Source organism: Microbacterium sp. SORGH_AS_1204 (assembly GCF_030818935.1).
Classification (GTDB): domain Bacteria; phylum Actinomycetota; class Actinomycetes; order Actinomycetales; family Microbacteriaceae; genus Microbacterium.
Map to the genome: position 1 here is coordinate 2381158 of NZ_JAUTBD010000001.1, position 18576 is coordinate 2399733.

Sequence of the window (18576 nt, forward strand, 5' to 3'; positions counted from 1 at the left end):
CAGATGGCTGAGACAGCGCCCGCGACCCACCACCGACACGACGAAGCCCCGCCGCCCACACGGGGCGACGGGGCTGTGCGACAGGGCTCATTCCCCCGACAGGCCGCCCAGCAGGTGGCCGAAGGAGCGGCCCTCGCCGAGGTACGACGACGGGTCGAACGGATCGGCGTCCTGCACGGGTTCGCGGGCGGCGATGGCATCCGCGAATTCCCGGGCGCCGCGCTCGACGCGCGAGCCGAGCGGGGCGACCTCGTCGGCGTTCGCCCCCCAGTCGCTGGATGCCGCGAACACACCGGTCGGCACGGGGTTGGCGTGCAGGTAGGTGAAGAGCGGACGGATCGCATAGTCGATCGCGAGCGAGTGGCGGGCCGTACCGGCGTTCGCGCCGATGAGCACCGGCGTGCCGCTGAGCGCCTGCGGGTCGAGCACGTCGATGAACGACTTGAACAGGCCCGAGTAGCTCGTGGAGAAGATCGGCGTGACCGCAATGATGCCGTCGGCCGAAACGACCGTGTTGATCATCTGCTCGAGCGGGGCCGGAGCGAAGCCGGTGAGCAGGTTGTCGGTCAGGTCGTGCGCGTAGTCGCGCAGCTCGAAGACGTCGCTCGTGGCGTCGATCCCGCGCTCGCGCAGCTCCGCGAGCGCGGCGTGGGCGAGCCGGTCGCCCAGCATGCGCGTCGACGACGGGGTCGACAGCCCGGCGGTGACGACCGCGATGCGGCGGGCGGCCATCTCAGGCACCCACCTTTGTCGCGGCCGCACCGAAGGCGCTCCCCGAGCGCGGCGCGGCATCCTGGTACGGGCTGCCCGCGACCATGTTGTCGCCACGGTTCGCTCCGGGAACGGCCTGACGCGGGGCGGCACCGGCGTAGATCTTCTCGACCAGGTTCGCGTGCGTGGGCGCGTCGGGCACCTCGGCCGGACGGTTCTTCTGCAGCTCCTTGCGCAGCACCGGCACGACCTCGGAGCCGAGGATGTCGAGCTGCTCGAGCACGGTTTTCGTCGGCAGGCCCGCGTGGTCGATCAGGAAGAGCTGACGCTGGTAGTCGCCGAAGGTCTCGCGCATCGCGGCGTAGCGGTCGATGACCTGCTGCGGCGAGCCGACCGTCAGCGGGGTCATCTCGCTGAAGTCCTCCAGGCTCGGGCCGTGGCCGTAGACGGGGGCGTTGTCGAAGTACGGGCGGAACTCGCGCACCGCGTCCTGCGAGTTGGCGCGCATGAACACCTGGCCACCGAGCCCGACGATCGCCTGTTGGGGCGTGCCGTGGCCGTAGTGGGCGAAGCGCTCGCGGTACAGCGTGATGAGGCGCTGGTAGTGCTCCTTGGGCCAGAAGATGTTGTTCGCGAAGAAGCCGTTGCCGTAATAGGCGGCCTGCTCGGCGATCTCGGGCGTGCGGATCGAGCCGTGCCACACGAACGGGGGCACGCCGTCCAGCGGGCGCGGGGTCGAGGTGAAGCCCTGCAGCGGGGTGCGGAACTTCCCCTCCCAGTCGACGACGTCTTCACGCCACAGCTTGTGGAGCAGGTCGTAGTTCTCGATGGTGAGCGGCAGGCCCTGACGGATGTCCTTGCCGAACCACGGGTACACGGGACCGGTGTTGCCGCGGCCGAGCATCAGGTCGGCGCGACCGCCCGACACGTGCTGCAGCATCGCGAAGTCCTCGGCGATCTTCACCGGGTCGTTGGTGGTGATGAGGGTCGTCGAGGTCGTGAGGATGAGCCGCTCGGTCTGCGCCGCGATGTACGCGAGCGTCGTCGTCGGCGACGACGACCAGAATGGCGGGTTGTGGTGCTCGCCGAGGGCGAAGACGTCGAGGCCCACCTCTTCGGTGTGCTTGGCGATCGTGAGGGTGTCCTTGATGCGCTGAGCCTCGCTCGGCGTCTTGCCCGTGGTCGGGTCCTGGGTGATGTCGCTCACCGTCATGACGCCGAACTGCATTCCGGGCCAGTTGCTCTCACTCATGATGCGCCTCCTGTTTGTATGCATCTGAATATACATGGTGGAACGCATCGCGCCGAGGTTTATTCCGTACTCGTCTCACGGCATCCCGGTCAGCGAGAAACGCTCCCTGCTCCAAGAAACGCGTGCAGACGACGTTTCTTTCGGCAGGGAGCGTTTGTCGCGTTCGAGGCCACGGCGTCGAGCCCACCGGGATCCGGGCTCGCCCCGGGCGGCACCGCCCTGCGCGACGTCCCCTGGCTCACGCGCCGAATCGGCCTGCGCCGCGCCATGGCTCGCGCGCCGAGAAGCCGCGGCCCGCGCGACGCCCCGGGAGCTGTGGCGCCCAGGCTCACGCCCCGAGAAGCCCGGCCCCCACCGATGCGCCCGCCGCGGGGGCCGGCGGAACGGCCCACAGCCCCGACCCGACGTGGCGCAGGTATTCGCCCATGGCATCCGTCGACAGGGCCTTCTGCAGCGTGATGAAGCTGGCGGGACTCTTCTGGAACGACAGGAAGAACAGCCCCGCGTTCAGCCGCCCGAGGTCGGTCGTGCCGTCGACGAAGTTGTACCCGCGCCGCAGGATCCGGATGCCCCCGTTGTTGTCGGGGTGCGCCAGGCGCACGTGGCTGCGGGCGTCGATCGCCGGCGTTCCCGCGGGCCCGGTGGCCGAGAAGTCGGGCGGAGTGAATTCGTCGCCGCCGGAGAGCGGCGCCCCCTTCGCCTTGTCGCGGCCCACGACGCGGTCCTGCTCGGCGAGGCGCGTGCGGTCCCACGTCTCGATGAGCATCGCGATGCGCCGCGCGACGAGATACGACCCACCCGCGAGCCACGCCGGTCCCTCGGATGCCGAGACCCACACGTTCTCCTCCAGCGCGGCCGTGTCGTCGGCGAGGATGTTGGCCGTTCCGTCTTTGAACCCGAAGAGGTTGCGGGGCGTTGCCTGCTCGGACGTGGTCTTCGACGTGCGGCCGAAGCCGAGCTGCGACCACCGGATGGTCGCGCGCCCGAAGGCGATGCGGCTGAGATTGCGGATCGCGTGCACCGCGACCTGCGGATCGTCGGCGCACGCCTGGATGCACAGATCGCCGTCGGAGCGCAGCGGGTCGAGATCATCGCCGAGGAACGCGGGCAGGCGCTCGAGCCCGGCCGGACGCTGCCCCTCGAGCCCGAAACGGGAATCGAAGAGCGACGGCCCGAAGCCGAACGTGATGGTGAGGTTGCTCGCGGGCAGCCCCAGCGCCTCGCCCGTGTCGTCCGGCGGCGCCTCGGGCGATCCGCCGACCGCACCGGTCGCGCTGACGTCGAGCCCCTGCATCATCCGCGTCGCCGCGTAGGTCCAGTCGGCGAGAAGCTCGGCGAGATCGTCGCGCGTGGTCCGCGCCATCATGTCGTACGCCGCGAAGTGGAGGTGATCCTGCACCGGCGTCGTGATCCCGGGCTGATGGATGCCGGATGCCGGGGCCACGGCATCCGTCGCCGCCTGCGCCTGATCGCGACCGAGTGCCATCCCCCCGATGACTCCGCCACCGGCACCCAACGCGACGCCGGCCGCGCCCGCGCCGAGGGCCAGGCCCATGAGCCCGCGGCGCGACAGGCCGCGCTCGGCCTCCCGATCGGCGGTCGTCGCGGCCGCGGCATCCGGGCTCTGCTGTTCGCTCACACTCACTCCAGGATCGTGACCGTCAGCTGCGACAGCGGCTCGGCGAGAGCGTTGATGAGGTCGGTGAACTGCCGCTTGTCGGCCTCAGTGAGCTGGGCGTACGGCACGAAGCCGGCGTCGGCCGACCCGTGCGCGGCCAGTGCCGCCTCGAGGTCGGCGTATCCCGAATCGATGCGCGTGACGAGCTCGGCGCCCTTGTCGCCCTTCGACTCGGCGAAGTCGCGCACGAGCGAGAAGGCCATCTTCGACCCCTCGACGTTGGCGGCGAAGTCGTAGAGGTCGGTGCCCGACCACCAGTCCTCCTCGCCGCTGATCTTGCCGGTGGCCACCTCGTCGAGCAGCGCGATGGCGCCGTTCGAGATGCCCGCGACGCCCTGCGCGTCGAGCGCCTGCGTGAACTCCTCGCCGTGCACGTAGTCGTAGAGCTCCTGCGTGTCGGCGATCAGCTTGTCGCCGTAAGTGGCGCGCTCCGCGGTGGTGGAGGGAGTCCAGTCCTTCCACGCCGGCGTCTCGCCGTCGGCGTTCAACGCGTCTTGCGCGGGCACCCACAGGTCTTTCTCGATGCGGTGGAAGCCGGTCCAGTCGAGGCCCTCGGCCACGGCGTCGACCTCGCGGTAGTCGATGCGAGGGTCGAGGTCGCCGAGCGCTTCGGCGATGGGCTCGATGCGCTCGTAGTACGCGCGCACCCGCGGGAACTGCTCGCGCGCGGCGGCGTCGTCACCCGACTCATAGGCCGCGGCGAAGGTCTGCACGGCCGGGATGAGCTGGCCCACCTGGTCTTTCACGAAGGCGGCGTAGAGGTCGACGGCCTGCTGCTTCTGCTCGGCATCCGGACCCTCCACCGCGACGGCGTCGCCGGTGACCGAGAAGCTCGCCTTCCCGACACCGTCGCCGACCATGCCGGGCTTGCACAGCGTGTAGTACTCGCCGGGCTGCGCGACCACCGTCAGGCTGCGCGAGGCGCCGGGGGCGATGTTCTCGACCTCGCCGACGATGCGCAGCCCATCGGATGCCAGCAGGTAGAACTCCGTGGTCTGATCGCTCTCGTTGCTCACGTCGAAGGCGACGGTTCCGCTCGGGGCCGATGCGGCCGACACGGCGCATCCGTCGGCGGTCGAAGTGACGGTGAGCGCTCCGCCGGCAGCGGCGTCGGTCTTGGCGACGCAACCGGAGAGGGCGAGCGCGGCGACGCCGGCCAGGGCGGCGGCCGTGAGGAGGCGAGTCGGGGTCATGATGCTCCGTTCGGGTGGAGGGCGGATGCCGCGGCGTCGGGTGCGCGCGGGACCGGGGGTCTAAGAGGAGGCCGGGGCGCCGGAGGATCGTGGGGCCACGGGTGGGGCGGAGCGCGCCGGGACGCCGGGGGCGAGCGACGCCGGGAGGTCCGACCCGCGGGGAGCCGCGGGAGAGGCCGTCGTGCTCGACACCGCGGGCGACGCGGACGGGACCGAGGCGTCAGCGGCCGCGGACACCGGTGCGAGCGAGGGGGCGTGGGCCGTCGACGCCTCGGCATCCCCGGGGACCGTCGGCCGCGGCCGCCGGTTCGCTCGGACACCACGGACGAACAGCGGCACGACGACGGCGACGTAGATCACCCACGCGATCACCTGCAGCCACGTCATCGCGGGCATGAAGCCGACGGTGGCCTGCAGCAGGACGGCCACCGCACTGTCGGGCGCGATGGCCTGAGAGACGTCGAATGCCCAGCCGAAGGGGAAGCCCGCCCATCCGGTGGCGACGAGACCGGTCGCCGGGTCGACGGGCGCGCCCGCCGCGAACGGACCGGGGAGGGCGCCCGCCTCCTGCAGGTCGTGGAAACCGTAGGCGAGCACGCCCGCAGCCACGACGATGAGAAACCCGCCGGTCCAGGTGAAGAATCGGCCGAGATTCAGGCGCAACATGCCGCGCGCGATGAACCAGCCGAGCACAACGGCGGTGACGAGCCCCACCAGGGCACCGACGAGGGCGACGGGCGACTCCCCGAACGACTCGACCATCGACCACAGCAGCAGGGTCGTCTCCACGCCCTCGCGCGCGACCGAGACGAAACCGATCGCCACCAGCGCCCACACGCCGCCCCGGAGGGCCTTCTCGACGCCGCCCTCGAGTCCCGCCTTGAGCGTGCGCCCGGCCTTCTGCATCCAGAAGATCATCCAGGTCACCATGGCGACGGCGAGCAGCGACAGACCGCCACCGAGCATCTCCTGCGCCTCGAAGGTGAGCATGTACGCGCCGAACGTGAAGATCGCGCCGACGCCCAGGGCGAGGGCGACCGCGAGACCGACACCGGTCCACAGCTTCGGCAGCGCGTCGCGGCGCCCGACGCGGGTCAGGTAGGCGACGAGGATGCCGACGACGAGCGCGGCCTCGAGGCCCTCGCGAAGGCCGATCAGAAATGTGGCGAAGAAGCTGGCGAGCACGGGCGGTGGTCCGACTTTCGGGTTCAGAGGAGCCGCGACGCTGCGGATCGGGTAAGGGCAGCCTCACCTGACTGTGACAGATTACGCACTTTCGCCTCTTCGCGCACGCCCGATTTCCGGCGACGGAGTGGGCGGAGTAATCGTCGGCAACATTCGCCCCACCGATCGAGCGACCGACCTAGCCTCTTCGCATGTCCGCGCTCAATCTCCCCGTACTCGACCTCTCGCTCCTCGACGAGGGTCCGGGTGCCGCCGCCCGCTTCCGCGACGAGCTGCGCGCCGCAACCCACGACGTCGGCTTCTTCTACCTGACCGGCACCGGCGTCAGCGCCGAGCTGGAGGCGCGACTGCTCCAGGCCGCGAAGGACTTCTTCGCGCTCCCCGAGGCCGAGAAACTCTCGATCGAGAACGTCACGAGCCCGCACTTCCGCGGCTACACGCGCGTCGGCGGCGAGCGCACGCAGGGCCGCGTCGATTGGCGCGAGCAGATCGACATCGGGCCGGAGCGCGACGCGATCCCCGGCGGCCCGGGCTACAACCGGCTCATCGGCCCCAACCTCTGGCCTGGCGCCCAGCCCGAACTGAAGGACGTCGTCACCGAGTGGCACGACCACCTCACCGGCGTCGCCCGCAAACTGCTGCGCGCCTGGGCTCTCGCCCTCGGCGCCGAGGAGCAGTACTTCGACCGCCACTTCGGCGACCCGCAGACGCTCATCAAGATCGTGCGCTACCCCGGCAAGGACGACCCCACGCCGCAGCAGGGAGTCGGCGCGCACAAGGATTCCGGCGTCCTCACGCTGCTCTGGGTCGAGCCCGGCAAGGGCGGACTCCAGGTCGAGCGTGACGGCGAATGGGTCGACGCGCCCCCGGTTCCCGGCGCGTTCGTCGTCAATATCGGCGAACTGCTCGAGTACGCCACGCAGGGCTACCTCCGCGCCACGAACCACCGTGTGATCTCACCGCGCTTCCCCGACGAGCGCATCTCGGTGCCGTTCTTCTTCAACCCGGCTCTCGACGCGCGCCTGCCGATCATCGAGCTGCCGGCCGAGCTCGCCGCCGAGGCGCGGGGGGTCGAGGACGACCCGACCAATCCCATCCACGCGACCTACGGTGAGAATGCGCTCAAGTCGCGTCTGCGGGCCCACCCCGACGTGGCCGAGCGCTGGCATCCCGACCTCCTGGCCGCCCGCTCGGCATCCTAACCCGGCCGGTCGCGTCCGCTCGGTAGTCGCGCTCTGCGCGGGGCGCACGCGCTGTGCGTTGGGGGGTAGGCGCGCTCTGCGTGGCGAGAAACGCCGTTTCGCGCGAGACACGCCTCGACAGAGCGTTTCTCACACGGGGCGGCGTTTCTCGCGGAGGGAGGCGCCGTGCGGCGACGAACGCCGTTTGCGCCCGCGTCAAGCGCGCTCTACGCGGGGGTAGACGCGCTCTGCGCGGGGGTAGACGCGCTCTGCGTCGGGGAAGACGCGCTCTGCGCCCCGACAAACGCCGTTTCGCGCGAGACACGCCTCGACAGAGCGTTTCTCACACGGGACGCCGTTTCTCGCGAAGGGAGACGCTGCGCCGCGACGAACGCCGTTTGCGCAGGCGTCAAGCGCGGTTCGCGCGGGGGTAGACGCGCTCTGCGCGCGGGTAGACGCGCTTCGCGTGGCGATAAACGCCGTTCCGCGCGAGACACGCCTCGACAGAGCGTTTCTCACACGGGGCGGCGTTTCTCGCGGAGGGAGACGCCGCGCGGCGACGACGCCGTTTGCGCACGCGTCAAGCGCGGTTCGCGCGGGGGTAGACGCGCTCCGCGTCGGGGAAGACGCGCTCCGCGCCCCGAGAAACGCCGTTCCGCGCGAGACACGCCTCGACAGAGCGTTTCTCACACGGTGCGGCGTTTCTCGCGGAGGGAGACGCCGCGCGGTGGTGTCCGCAGGGGCGACAGCGCGACAAGCCCTCGCGCCGCGCGGGTGCCGCGAGAATGAGCATCCGGGGACGCCGAAGGCCGCCCCACACCGTGGGGCGGCCTTCCAAGAATGTTTTGCGCGATAGAACGCTGGTGCGATTAGCGACGCAGACCGAGACGCTCGATGAGCGAGCGGTAACGGTTGATGTCGACGTCCTGCAGGTAACCCAGCAGGCGACGGCGCTGACCGACGAGCAGGAAGAGTCCACGGCGCGAGTGGTGGTCGTGCTTGTGGATCTTGAGGTGCTCGGTGAGGTCTTTGATGCGCTGCGTCATCATCGCGACCTGCACCTCGGGGGATCCGGTGTCACCGGGGTGCGTCGCGTACTCTTCGATGATCGCCTTCTTGACGTCTGCTTCGAGTGCCATAGATGGGATCCCCTTCCTTCTCATTGCGCGGCGCCCGTCACACGATGTGCGAGCTCTCTTTATCCGCGGCCGATCGAACGGCAACCGCATGAGTCTACCAGCATCCGGATGCCACGAACGCACCGCCCGGCGACGCCTCGCGCTCGGTCGACCACCGTCCGATGTCGGAGGCCTGGCGTAGCCTCGACACGTGCAGCTCACCGTCCGCGTCAAGCCCGGAAGCCGCCTCGGTCCCCTCGTCGAAGACACCGCTGACGGCCTCGTCGTCCACGTGCGCGAGCGCGCGGTCGACGGCGCCGCGAACGCCGGGGTCGTGAGAGCCCTGGCCGCCCACTTCGCCGTCGCGCCCCGTGATGTCGAGATCCTCCGCGGTCACGCGGCGCGGGTGAAGCGCGTCGAGGTCGACGCGTGAGCGTGCGACAGAGCGCGTTCATCGACTTGCGTCCGCTCACCACCTCCCCGGCGTTCGCCCGCTTGTGGATCGGGTCGACGCTGGCGGGGCTCGGCGGCCAGCTGACGGTCGTGGCCGTCATGCTGCACGTGTTCGAACTGACCCAGAGCACGTTCGCAGTATCGATGATCGCGGTGGCGGGGTTGCTGCCGATGATCGTCGCCGGCCTGTACGGGGGCATGCTCGCCGATGCCTTCGACCGGCGCACCGTCGCCCTCCTGGCGGCGGTGGTGACATTCGCGTCCACTGCACTGCTCGCGGTCCTGGCGTGGTCGGGGCTCGAGACGGTCGGCTGGCTCTTCGTGCTCAGCGTGGTGAACTCCGCCGCGAACTCGATCGTCATGGCGACGAAGTCGGCCATCACCCCGCGCCTCATCCCCCGAGACCTCCTCCCCGCCGCGGCGGCGCTGCAGGGCGTCACCGTCGGCATCATGGTGATGGCGGGCCCCGCCCTCGCCGGCGTGCTCGTGGCATTCGCCGGCTACGCCTGGACGTACTCACTCGACGTGCTGCTCATGACCTCGCTCTTCCTCGGCCTGTGGTCCTTGCCGAGACTCCGCCCCGAGGGCGAGGTGGTGCGCCCGGGCCTGGAGTCGTTGCGCGACGGCATCCGGTTCCTGCGGCGCGCGCCGAACATCCGCCTGCAGTACATCCTCGACATCATCGCGATGACGTTCGGTCAACCCGTCGCCCTCTTCCCGGCCATCGGCGCCGTGCTGCTCGGCGGGGGCGCGATCACCACCGGCGTGCTCACGGCGGCCGTCGCGGCGGGGGCGTTCTTGTCGAGCCTGTTCTCCGGCCCCATCGGACGCGTGCGCCGCCAGGGCCTCGGCATCGAACGGGCGATCCAGGTCTACGGTCTGTCGATCGGCGCCTTCGGGCTCGTCCTGCTCGCCGCCAGCCTCGGCTGGCTGCGCCCCGACATCGTCGACGAGTCCCATGCCGCCGTCGCGCTCATCGTCGTTGCCGCCCTCGTTCTCGCCGTCTCGGGCGCCGCCGACAACGTCAGCGCGATCTATCGCTCGACCATGATGCAGGCGGCGGTTCCGGATGCCATGCGCGGCCGCCTCCAGGGAATCTTCATCGTCGTGGTGGCCGGCGGCCCCCGCGTCGGCGCCCTCTATGCCGGCACCCTCGCGACCATCGCCGCGCTCTGGGTTCCACCGCTGTTCGGCGGCATCCTGATCCTCGCCCTGGTCGGCGCCCTGGTGCGCCTGTCGCCGCGATTCAGGCACTACGACGCGCTCGATCCCCAGCCCTAGGCGGGCGTAGTCAGCACGAGTCCGGAGGATGGACCGACCGAGGGATGCGTTTGGAGGCTAGGTCGCTGAACCGTCTTACCGGCGGAGTCCTCGGAGACGTCTCTCAGCCGGGGACACCCTCTCGCACGGTACCCGGGGGAAGGTCGATGCTCAGAACAGGCGCCGGAGTCGCGGGGCAGTTGACTGCTGCATCTGCCCCCTTTCCCGTTCGGTACCCGAAGTCGCACCCGATGGTGTCCCACGTATTGTTCAGAGCGACGAGCATCGACCGTAGCGCTTGGCGCGCATTCACCCCGTCGATCGCATGCTCACCCAAGCTGACCTCACCAGGCGCGATCGCATCGTTGAAGAAGAGCGCAATGGCGGCACGCGTGCGCGCCACGGTGTCCTCCAGTGACCTCATCTGCTCGAAGGTCGGGTACCCGGCCGTCTTGAGTTGAGCAGACACCAACGCCGAGGAAGCAACCTGGGTGGCCGTGTCCGATTCCTGACCGGCGTCCGTCACGAACGACCCCGCAGGATCGGAGACATTCTTCCCGATCCGCTCTGCCGCCGCGAGAGCGCGAGACCCCCTGTCGTACACGTCGTAGGCCGCACCCATCGCTGTAAGAGCGGAGTTCTGTCGATCCGCCGACACGACGGCATCAGCCTGCAGCGCCTGTTGACTCACCGTAGTGATTCCGAAGACCACCGAGGCCACGAATGCGCCGAGTGCTGCAAGCGGGTTCATCCAGATCGAGAATTTCTTACAACGCCGATCCCACGCGGTCAGAGGGGGTGGTGCCGCCACTGCCGAACAACGCGTCGCACCACATCGGGCGGTGTCGTTCTCAGTCGCTGCACCTCTTCGCTGATGTCTGCTCACGGCACGACCGTATTGAGAACGCCGACGGCTACGCGGCAGTCCATCCTGCCGTTGTCGACTCCTAGACGTGCAACGTGCCCCTCTTCGCCCGTCGGGTGAACTACCGCGGTCTCGAAGCTGGCTCCATTTTCGACCCCATTGGCAGACGCGCACGAACCGTTGGCGGCCGCCGGCGCCCTCCTGCCGACCGACGGCGGATTCCGGCCATCGCACTCCCCCGCGCCGATGGATGTCGGAGCCCGGTCGTAGTGTCGGGCACGTGGCATCCACTCCTTCTCCCTCCCCCGTGTCGATCGCCGTGCAGTTCGTGCTGGCCGGCATCGTGTGGGGCTCGAGCTTCCTCTTCATCGCGGTCGCTCTCACGGGCATGACACCGGCGCAGGTGGCGGGAGGTCGTCTGTTGTTCGGCGCGGTCACGCTCGCGGCGATCGTCGCGATCCGTCGGGAGCGCCTGCCGCGGGGGCGACGGATCTGGGCGCACCTCTGTCTGCTCGGCCTGACGTTCTGCGCCATCCCGTTCCTGCTGTTCGCGTGGGCGGAGCAGCACGTGCCGTCGGGACTCGCGAGCATCTTCAACGCGACGACCCCGATCATGACCGCGGTCATGGCGTGGGCGGTGTTCCGCGTCGAGAACCTGAAGGTGGGCCAGCTGATGGGCATCGCCGTCGGCATCGTCGGGGTGGTCGTGATCATCGCCCCGGGTGCTGTCGGCGACATCGCCGACAGCACCGTCGCGCAGCTCGCCCTGCTGGGCGCCACCGCCTGCTACGGCTTCAGCCTGGCCTACATGCGTCGGTTCCTCGGCGATACCGGGCTGTCGGGCATCTCCCTCGCCTTCGGCTACATCGCGCCCGCGGCGGCACTCATGGTGCTGCTCTCCCCGGTGATCCTCGCCGAACCCCCGCACCTCACGCTCCCGGTGCTCGCCAGCATCGTCACGCTCGGCGTACTGGGCACCGGCTTCGCCTACGTCTGGAACCAGAACGTGCTGCGCGCTTGGGGGCCCACGCGAGCCTCGACCGTCACGTACATCACCCCGGTGGTCGGGGTGGCGCTCGGCATCCTGATCCTCGGCGAGCGCATCTCGTGGAACGAGCCGGTCGGTGCCGCGGTGGTGTTCCTCGGGATTCTGCTCGTGCAGCAGCGGATCCGCCTGCCGCACCACGCCCGCACCTGAGACCGTTTGCGAGCCCGCGCGCCCGCCTGACTCCCCCGCCGGGCTCCCACGCCTGACTCGCGCGCCTGTTCGGCGGATACGACGACGGCCCCGGATGCCGAAGCATCCGGGGCCGTCGAAGGGACCGGTCCCGCAGCGGGCGCTGCGGATCGATCAGGCCTGGAGCGTGAGCTGCAGGTCGAGCTCGATGGTGACGTCCTTGCCGACGAGCACGCCGCCGGTCTCGAGCGCGGCGTTCCAGGTGAGGCCGAAGTCCTCGCGGTTGACGACCGTCTTGGCGGTGGCGCCGGCCTTGTAGTTGCCCCACGGGTCGGTACCGAAGCCGCCGAAGTCGAGTGCGAAAGTGGCGGGCTTGGTGATGCCGCGGATGGTCAGGTCGCCGTCGACGAGGAAGTCGCCGTCTTCGAGGCGCACGCCGGTGGAGCGGAAGTCCATCGTCGGGTAGGTCTCCACGTCGAAGAACTCGGCCGAGCGCAGGTGCTGGTCGCGGCCCTCGTCTTTGGTGTCGACCGAGGTGACGTCGACGGATGCCTCGACGGTGGCCTCGAGCGGGTTCTCGGGGGCGACGATCGTGGCGCTCTTCATGCCGAAGGTTCCGCGGACCTTCGAGATCATCATGTGGCGCACCGAGAAGGTGACCTCGCTGTGCGAGGGGTCGAGCACCCAGGTGCCCGCCTTGTAGCCGGGGATGTCGAGGGTGGTGGTGTCGGTCATGTCACTCCTTGAGGTCTGGGGAGCCGCGTCGGCGTCCTGCCGGGAATCAACTCCCATTCATACGAATGTATTCCACGATCGAGGAAAACGACGAACCCGAGGGAGCCGCAGCCCCCTCGGGTTCGTGAATTCTGGGTGAAGAACGCCTGATCAGCCGACCTTGAGCAGGTCGATGATGAAGATGAGGGTCTTGCCGCCGAGGAAGTGCCCACCGGCCGGACCGTAGGCGAGGTGCGGGGGGATGACGAGCTCGCGGCGTCCGCCGACCTTCATACCCGGGATGCCGTCCTGCCAGCCCTGGATGAGGCCGCGGAGGGGGAACTGGATGCTCTCGCCACGACCCCACGACGAGTCGAACTCCTCGCCCGAGTCGTACTCGACACCGGCGTAGTGAACCGTGACGGTGTCGCCGGGCTTCGCCTCGTCGCCGTCGCCGACGATGATGTCGCGGATGACGAGGTCGGAGGGGGCGGGGCCGCTGGGAGCGTCGAACTCCGGCTTGGTGCGATCAGTCATGCTCCCATCCAAGCACGCCCGCGCCGCTCGCGAAGCCCCTGGACACGACCCGCGAAAACACTCAGCGCCCGGTGCCGCGGCGATGCCTGCGTGTCTCCCGGGCGCTGAGTTGGCCTACGTCGATGGTGCGCTCGCGCGGGCGCGCTGTCAAGACCCACCCCGTACTCACGGTCCGAGCAGAGCCGTACGTGCCGCCATCGTCCGTTCCAGGAGGTAGCGCTCGGTGGCCGGGGCGTGGGGGTCGCGGCCCGACAGCGAACGCTGGCGAGCGGCGGCGAGGGCCGTGGCATCCGTGATGAACGTCTTCATCACCGCTGAGCGATCGCCGGGCAGGGTGCGCGCCCACGCCACCGCCGAGCGGCGCCCGGGGCCCGTGGCGAGCATGTCGACCTCTTGCGGGGTGAACCACCCCGCCGCCGCGTACTCGCCGAGTCGCGCGCGCGTCAGCCGCGTCTCTTCGCGGCGCAACGCCAGGATGCCGAGGATGAACAGCACGAACAGCGGCACCTGCAGCGCCGCGTAGAGCTCGAAGAAGTCGAAGAACGTCGCCGAGCCGTTCCACAGCGCGTGCAGCACGATCGCCCCGATGACCCCCGGGATGCCGTAGCGCAGCGCGCCACCCGTGCTGAGCCCGCGCCGCGCAGCCAGGCCGAACGCGAAGCCCGTCAGGCACGTGAACATCACGTGGGCGAAGGGCGACAGCACCGCCCGCAGGAAGAAGGTGCTCGCCACCTGGACGGGGCCGCCCTCGAGGTAGCTGATGGCGAAGTACTGCACGTTCTCGGTGAGCGCGAAGCCCGCGCCGATGAGCGCCCCGTAGACGATGCCGTCGACGGGGCCGTCGAAGGCGCGACGCGCGAACCAGAAGATGAGCAGCACACCGAGCCCCTTGGCGATCTCTTCGACGATCGGCGCCTGCACGACGGAACTGAAAGCGGGCGGTAGACCCCCGGTCACCAGTGTCACAAGTAGGTCGACGGCGAGAGCGATGACCACGGACGCGATGGCCCCCCACGCCACCGCGAAGACCAGCAGCCGGCGCGGCTCGGGCTCCCACCGGTCGATGTAGCGCACCGCGAACCACACGATCACGAAGGGGATCGCGGCCAGGATCAGTCCGATGAAGGATGCCGCGGTGCCCAGGAATCCCGTGAAGTAGCGCACGAGCAGCGCGAGCAGGGGCACGAGGAGCACGGCGACCACCCACAGCGCCACACCCCCGCGGCGCGATCGCGGCGGGGCTGCGGAGGCTGCCGCCTGCGGCGCCGCCGCGATGCGCGTGGCTTCACCCGAACCGGGTCGGGAGAACGGCGAGGGGGAACTCATGCGCACAGCCTAGATGCGGCCTCCGACATGGCATCCGGGGCTTGCGAGCTCCCCGGCGGCGCGCCCGTCCGGGTAGCGTGGAGGCATGCGCTTCGCCCACGCCCAGTCCCAGGAAGGGGCCGAAGCCCCCCGTCTCATCTCCGTCCACGGCGAGGAGTTCGTCTTCGTCGACGAGCTCTTCGAGGGTGCACCGTCGACGCTCGAGCACCTCATCGCCGGTGGCGACGCGCTGCTCGACCGCGTCCGCGAAGCGGCCCCCGCGGCGCCGCGGCATCCGCTCTCCGGCATCCGGTTCGCCTCCGCCGTTCTCGCCCCGCCCTCGATCCTCGCGGTCGGTCTGAACTACGCGGCGCACTCGGGAGAGCTCGGGCTCAAGACCGACGCCGGGCCCACGGTGTTCGTGCTGTGGCCCAACTCGCTCACCGCCCACGAGGCCACCACCTCCTGGCCGCGCGCGCTCAGCGAGGCCGTCGACTACGAAGCCGAGCTCGGCGTGATCATCGGTCGCCCCGGCCGCGACATCGCCGAAGCCGATGCCCTGCCGCACGTGTGGGGCTACACCGTCGTCAATGACATCACCGCCCGCAACATCCAGTTCTCCGAGGCGCAGTGGTCGCGCTGCAAGTCGTTCGACGGGTTCACCCCGACGGGACCCTTCGTGGTGACGGCCGACGAGATCCCCGACCCGCAAGATCTGCACATCTGGACCGTCGTCGACGGTCACACGGTGCAGGATGCCAGCACCGGCCAGATGGTGCGGTCCGTTGCGACGCTCATCCACAAGCTGTCGGAGTCGGTGACGCTGCTGCCCGGCACCCTCATCTCCACCGGCAGCCCCGGCGGCGCCGGCTACTCGCGCGATCCGCAGATCTTCCTGCGCGACCGCTCGACCGTGACCGTGGGCATCGACGGCATCGGCGAACTCACTACGCACTGCCGCATCCTCGACTGACGGGGCGCGGGGCGCGCGGGCCCGGAACGCGCGGGCGCGCGGCGCGGAACGCGCGGGGCGCGGGGCGCGGGCCCGGAACGCGCGGGCGCGCGGCGCGGGCGCAGGGCGCGGAGCGCACGGCGGGGGGCGTGGCGGAACGCGCGGGCGCGCGGCGCGGACGCCCGGCCGGGCCGCCCGGCGGGGGCGTGACGGAGCACGCCGGGGCGCGGCGCGGCTGCACCTCGCTGACGAGTCGGTCGCACACGGCGAACGAGATGTCGGCGAGATGCCCACTCGCGACGCGGCCGGAGCGGGCCGTGTGCGCTGCGAGCGGGCCGGTCGACGCGCGCTCAACGCCATGCGGTCAGCGCGTCACTCCTCGACGACGCTGTCGGCCGAGCGGATGATCGGGATCGCCGCCGTGACCGTCTGCAGACCCGACAGGCGTGCGGGCGAGATCTGCTTCGTGACCTCGTCGCGCGTCATCAGCCCCGCCTCGACGACGAGGTCGGCGACGTTGCGGTGCGTCAGCAGCGCCGTCTTGGCGAGGGCCGCGGCCGCGGAGTAGCCGATGAACGGGGTGAGCGCCGTGACCACGCCGACCGAGGAACCCACCATGGCCCCCAGGCGCTCGCGGTTGGCCGTGATGCCGTCGACGCAGTTGACCCGGAGCGTCCACATGGCCTGACGCATCCAGGTGATGGACTGGTAGATCGAGTGCGCGATCACCGGCTCGAAGGCGTTGAGCTGCAGCTGGCCGCCCTCGACGGCCATGGTCACCGTCATGTCGGCTCCGACGACCGAGAAGGCGACCTGGTTCACGACCTCGGGGATGACGGGGTTGACCTTCCCCGGCATGATGCTCGACCCGGCCTGCCGCGGCGGCAGATTGATCTCGCCGAGACCGGCCTGCGGACCGCTCGACAGCAGGCGCAGGTCGTTGCAGATCTTCGACAGCTTGACGGCGTTGCGCTTGAGCGACGACGAGAACGACATGAAGGCGCCCGTGTCGCTCGTCGACTCGACCAGATCGCTCGCGGTCTCGAGGTCGAGGCCCGTGATCGCCCGCAGGTGCCGCAGCACCGCTCCCCCGTAGCCGGCGTGCGCGGTGATGCCCGTGCCGATCGCGGTGGCGCCCATGTTGATCTCGTACATCAGGTACGCGTTCTCGGTGAGGCGGCTGTAGTCCTCGCCGAGGGTGGTCGCGAACCCGTGGAACTCCTGCCCGAGCGTCATGGGCACGGCATCCTGCAGCTGGGTCCGCCCGACCTTCAGCACGTCGTGGAACTCCTCCGACTTGCGCAAAAACGACTGCCGCAGCAGCGCGAGCTCTTCGAGGAGGCTCTGCAGCGTGAGCGAGAGACCGATCTTGATCGCGGTCGGGTAGACGTCGTTCGTCGACTGGCTGCGGTTGGTGTCGTCGATCGGCGACAGGAAGGCGTAGTCGCCCTTCTCGCGGCCCGCCATCTCGAGGGCGATGTTCGTGATGACCTCGTTGGCGTTCATGTTCGTCGAGGTGCCGGCCCCGCCCTGGATGACGCCGACGGTGAACTCGTCGTGGAACTCTCCGTCGATGACGCGCTGGGCCGCGCGGTCGATGAGATCTGCTTTGGCCTCGTCGAGGACGCCGATCTCGGCGTTGGCGCGGGCCGACGCCTGTTTGACCATCGCGAGACCGCGCACGAGATCGGGGTAGACCGAGATCGGGCGCTTCGCGATCGGGAAGTTCTCCAGCGCCCGCGCGGTGTGGATGCCCCAGTATGCGTCGGCGGGGATCTCGAGGGATCCCAGGGAGTCGGTCTCGGTACGGGTGCGCGTCAGAGCGTCCAGGGCCATGGGTACGTCCTTGTGGGTGTCACGGCGAGAAGGGATGCCACGAGCCTATCCACCGCTCTCCGCCACCGCCCTGGCCGCCACGGCCTGCCGCGCCATCCGCACCCGCCGGTGCGTCTATTGCACGCCTCGATCGGCCCGCTGCCGGCCCGTCGAGGCGCACGGGACGCACCGGGCCACTGGTCACCGCTTGCGCGAGAACGCCTCGAGCCGCTCGTCCGGGCTGAGCGCGGCCATGCGCGCCGTCCACTCGGGGGTGAAGTATCCCGACGCCTCCGCGTCGACGACCGGCACGACGGCATGCGTGATCGTGTCGTGCCACACGTGCACGAGGTGGAACGAGCGCCCGGCATCCATCCCGTTCACCTCGTCGGCGGGGCGGGCGAGGTCCATCGTGTAACAGGGACGCGGCGGCCACGCTCACCGGGACTCCCGCGAAGGTGCCCGAGGTGGAGTAGTGCAGATGACCCGCGAGGATCGCGCGCACATCGCTCCCCCGGACGATGTCGGCCAGAGCGGACTGATCGCGCAGCTCGAGGATGTCGAAGAACGGGATGTGGGTGGGAAGCGGCGGGTGATGCAGCGCGAGGATCGTGCCGAGCGGCGCGGGTTCGGCGAGCTCGCCGCGCAGCCACGTCAGCTGCGCGGCATCGAGGTCGCCGTGGTGCCAGCCGGGAACGGTGGAGTCGAGAGCGATGAGGCGGAGGCCGCCGAGGTCGTACACCCCGGTCACGGGCTCGTCGTTCGCCTCCGCGTCGAGCAGCTGTGCACGCATCGCCGGACGCTCGTCGTGATTGCCCGCCACCCAGATCACCGGAGCCCCCAGCCGCTCGGCCCACGGCTCCACCTCGGCGCGGAGGGCGCGGTAGGCCTCGGGCTCACCCAGGTCGGTCAGGTCACCGGTGAACACCACGGCATCCGGACGCACACGGGTCTTCTCGGCGGCGCGCAGGGTGCGGCGCAGGTGCCGCGCGGTGTCGTACCGCTCGCCGAGCAGGCGGTCGCCGCCCAGCAGGTGGGTGTCGCTGAGGTGGAGGATCACGCGCGCCGCGGGCGCGTGCTGACCGAACTGCACGGATGCCATGGCCTCAGCCTAAGAGGGGGGTCCGACATCGTGCCCGGCGCCCCGCGCGGCGAACCCGCGAGGCAGACGGCCCCCGCC

Annotated in this window: 16 protein-coding genes and 1 pseudogene; 5 read left to right on the forward strand and 12 right to left on the reverse strand. The window is 70.1% G+C overall.

Going from position 1 to position 18576, the window contains the following annotated elements:
• Positions 1–87: 87 nt before the first annotated feature.
• From QE410_RS10995 to efeU, 5 genes are all read right to left on the reverse strand, one after another.
• Positions 88–732 (reverse strand): CE1759 family FMN reductase, encoded by a 645-nt coding sequence (locus tag QE410_RS10995; RefSeq protein ID WP_307334484.1) that lies wholly within the window; start codon positions 730–732, stop codon positions 88–90.
• A 1-nt stretch (position 733) separates the two neighbouring features.
• The gene (locus QE410_RS11000) at positions 734–1963 is read right to left on the reverse strand and encodes an LLM class flavin-dependent oxidoreductase (protein ID WP_307331721.1); all 1230 of its coding nucleotides are present in this window, start codon (positions 1961–1963) and stop codon (positions 734–736) included.
• A gap of 328 nt (positions 1964–2291) precedes the next feature.
• Positions 2292–3602 (reverse strand): iron uptake transporter deferrochelatase/peroxidase subunit, encoded by a 1311-nt coding sequence (gene efeB, locus QE410_RS11005; protein WP_373459341.1) that lies wholly within the window; start codon positions 3600–3602, stop codon positions 2292–2294.
• 2 nt (positions 3603–3604) lie between these two features.
• Entirely contained in the window at positions 3605–4834 is a 1230-nt protein-coding gene (gene efeO / locus QE410_RS11010) for an iron uptake system protein EfeO (protein ID WP_307331723.1), read from the reverse strand.
• Between the two features lie 60 nt (positions 4835–4894).
• Positions 4895–6019 carry an iron uptake transporter permease EfeU gene (efeU, locus tag QE410_RS11015; protein WP_373459342.1) on the reverse strand — a complete coding sequence of 375 codons (1125 nt, stop codon included), beginning with the start codon at positions 6017–6019 and terminating at the stop codon, positions 4895–4897.
• A gap of 191 nt (positions 6020–6210) precedes the next feature.
• Here efeU and QE410_RS11020 point away from each other — a divergent pair, with 191 nt between their 5' ends.
• A complete protein-coding gene (locus QE410_RS11020; RefSeq protein ID WP_307331726.1) occupies positions 6211–7221 on the forward strand; it encodes an isopenicillin N synthase family oxygenase in 1011 nt (336 codons plus the stop codon).
• A gap of 848 nt (positions 7222–8069) precedes the next feature.
• On the opposite strand, the gene rpsO is transcribed toward QE410_RS11020, so the two are convergent.
• Positions 8070–8339, reverse strand: coding sequence for a 30S ribosomal protein S15 (rpsO, locus tag QE410_RS11025; protein ID WP_013583433.1), 270 nt, complete (start codon positions 8337–8339; stop codon positions 8070–8072).
• A gap of 190 nt (positions 8340–8529) precedes the next feature.
• On the opposite strand from rpsO, the gene QE410_RS11030 reads away from it, so the two are divergent.
• Together QE410_RS11030 and QE410_RS11035 are read left to right on the forward strand one after the other, a co-directional pair.
• The gene (locus tag QE410_RS11030; RefSeq protein ID WP_307331728.1) at positions 8530–8751 is read left to right on the forward strand and encodes a DUF167 domain-containing protein; all 222 of its coding nucleotides are present in this window, start codon (positions 8530–8532) and stop codon (positions 8749–8751) included.
• A complete protein-coding gene (locus QE410_RS11035; RefSeq protein WP_307331730.1) occupies positions 8748–10052 on the forward strand; it encodes an MFS transporter in 1305 nt (434 codons plus the stop codon). Before QE410_RS11030 ends, QE410_RS11035 begins: the two co-directional genes overlap by 4 nt.
• Before the next feature lie 103 nt (positions 10053–10155).
• Here QE410_RS11035 and QE410_RS11040 read toward each other — a convergent pair whose 3' ends face one another.
• Positions 10156–10782 (reverse strand): hypothetical protein, encoded by a 627-nt coding sequence (locus QE410_RS11040; protein ID WP_307331732.1) that lies wholly within the window; start codon positions 10780–10782, stop codon positions 10156–10158.
• A gap of 394 nt (positions 10783–11176) precedes the next feature.
• On the opposite strand from QE410_RS11040, the gene QE410_RS11045 reads away from it, so the two are divergent.
• Positions 11177–12094 carry a DMT family transporter gene (locus QE410_RS11045; RefSeq protein WP_307331734.1) on the forward strand — a complete coding sequence of 306 codons (918 nt, stop codon included), beginning with the start codon at positions 11177–11179 and terminating at the stop codon, positions 12092–12094.
• 153 nt (positions 12095–12247) lie between these two features.
• On the opposite strand, the gene QE410_RS11050 is transcribed toward QE410_RS11045, so the two are convergent.
• From QE410_RS11050 to QE410_RS11060, 3 genes are all read right to left on the reverse strand, one after another.
• The gene (locus QE410_RS11050; protein WP_154921242.1) at positions 12248–12808 is read right to left on the reverse strand and encodes a YceI family protein; all 561 of its coding nucleotides are present in this window, start codon (positions 12806–12808) and stop codon (positions 12248–12250) included.
• Positions 12809–12958: 150 nt separating this feature from the next.
• Complete coding sequence (locus tag QE410_RS11055) at positions 12959–13324, reverse strand: FKBP-type peptidyl-prolyl cis-trans isomerase (protein WP_307331738.1); 366 nt, start codon at positions 13322–13324, stop codon at positions 12959–12961.
• Between the two features lie 165 nt (positions 13325–13489).
• Positions 13490–14650 (reverse strand): PrsW family intramembrane metalloprotease, encoded by a 1161-nt coding sequence (locus tag QE410_RS11060; protein WP_307331740.1) that lies wholly within the window; start codon positions 14648–14650, stop codon positions 13490–13492.
• An 85-nt stretch (positions 14651–14735) separates the two neighbouring features.
• On the opposite strand from QE410_RS11060, the gene QE410_RS11065 reads away from it, so the two are divergent.
• Positions 14736–15602, forward strand: coding sequence for a fumarylacetoacetate hydrolase family protein (locus QE410_RS11065; protein ID WP_307331744.1), 867 nt, complete (start codon positions 14736–14738; stop codon positions 15600–15602).
• 351 nt (positions 15603–15953) lie between these two features.
• Here QE410_RS11065 and QE410_RS11070 read toward each other — a convergent pair whose 3' ends face one another.
• Together QE410_RS11070 and QE410_RS11075 are read right to left on the reverse strand one after the other, a co-directional pair.
• Positions 15954–17417, reverse strand: a complete 1464-nt coding sequence (locus tag QE410_RS11070; RefSeq protein ID WP_307331748.1) for an aspartate ammonia-lyase — start codon at positions 17415–17417, stop codon at positions 15954–15956.
• Positions 17418–17597: 180 nt separating this feature from the next.
• Positions 17598–18498 (reverse strand): annotated as a pseudogene (locus tag QE410_RS11075) (phosphodiesterase).
• Positions 18499–18576 lie beyond the last annotated feature (78 nt).

Bases quoted from the DNA above. Each gene is read 5' to 3' on its own strand.
- QE410_RS11050 (WP_154921242.1), bottom strand. From the start codon at position 12,808: ATGACCGACACCACCACCCTCGACATCCCCGGCTACAAGGCGGGCACC.
- efeO (WP_307331723.1), bottom strand. From the start codon at position 4,834: ATGACCCCGACTCGCCTCCTCACGGCCGCCGCCCTGGCCGGCGTCGCC.
- QE410_RS11040 (WP_307331732.1), bottom strand. From the start codon at position 10,782: ATGAACCCGCTTGCAGCACTCGGCGCATTCGTGGCCTCGGTGGTCTTC.
- QE410_RS11070 (WP_307331748.1), bottom strand. From the start codon at position 17,417: ATGGCCCTGGACGCTCTGACGCGCACCCGTACCGAGACCGACTCCCTG.
- QE410_RS11000 (WP_307331721.1), bottom strand. From the start codon at position 1,963: ATGAGTGAGAGCAACTGGCCCGGAATGCAGTTCGGCGTCATGACGGTG.
- QE410_RS11060 (WP_307331740.1), bottom strand. From the start codon at position 14,650: ATGAGTTCCCCCTCGCCGTTCTCCCGACCCGGTTCGGGTGAAGCCACG.
- QE410_RS10995 (WP_307334484.1), bottom strand. From the start codon at position 732: ATGGCCGCCCGCCGCATCGCGGTCGTCACCGCCGGGCTGTCGACCCCG.
- QE410_RS11020 (WP_307331726.1), top strand. From the start codon at position 6,211: ATGTCCGCGCTCAATCTCCCCGTACTCGACCTCTCGCTCCTCGACGAG.
- rpsO (WP_013583433.1), bottom strand. From the start codon at position 8,339: ATGGCACTCGAAGCAGACGTCAAGAAGGCGATCATCGAAGAGTACGCG.
- QE410_RS11055 (WP_307331738.1), bottom strand. From the start codon at position 13,324: ATGACTGATCGCACCAAGCCGGAGTTCGACGCTCCCAGCGGCCCCGCC.
- QE410_RS11065 (WP_307331744.1), top strand. From the start codon at position 14,736: ATGCGCTTCGCCCACGCCCAGTCCCAGGAAGGGGCCGAAGCCCCCCGT.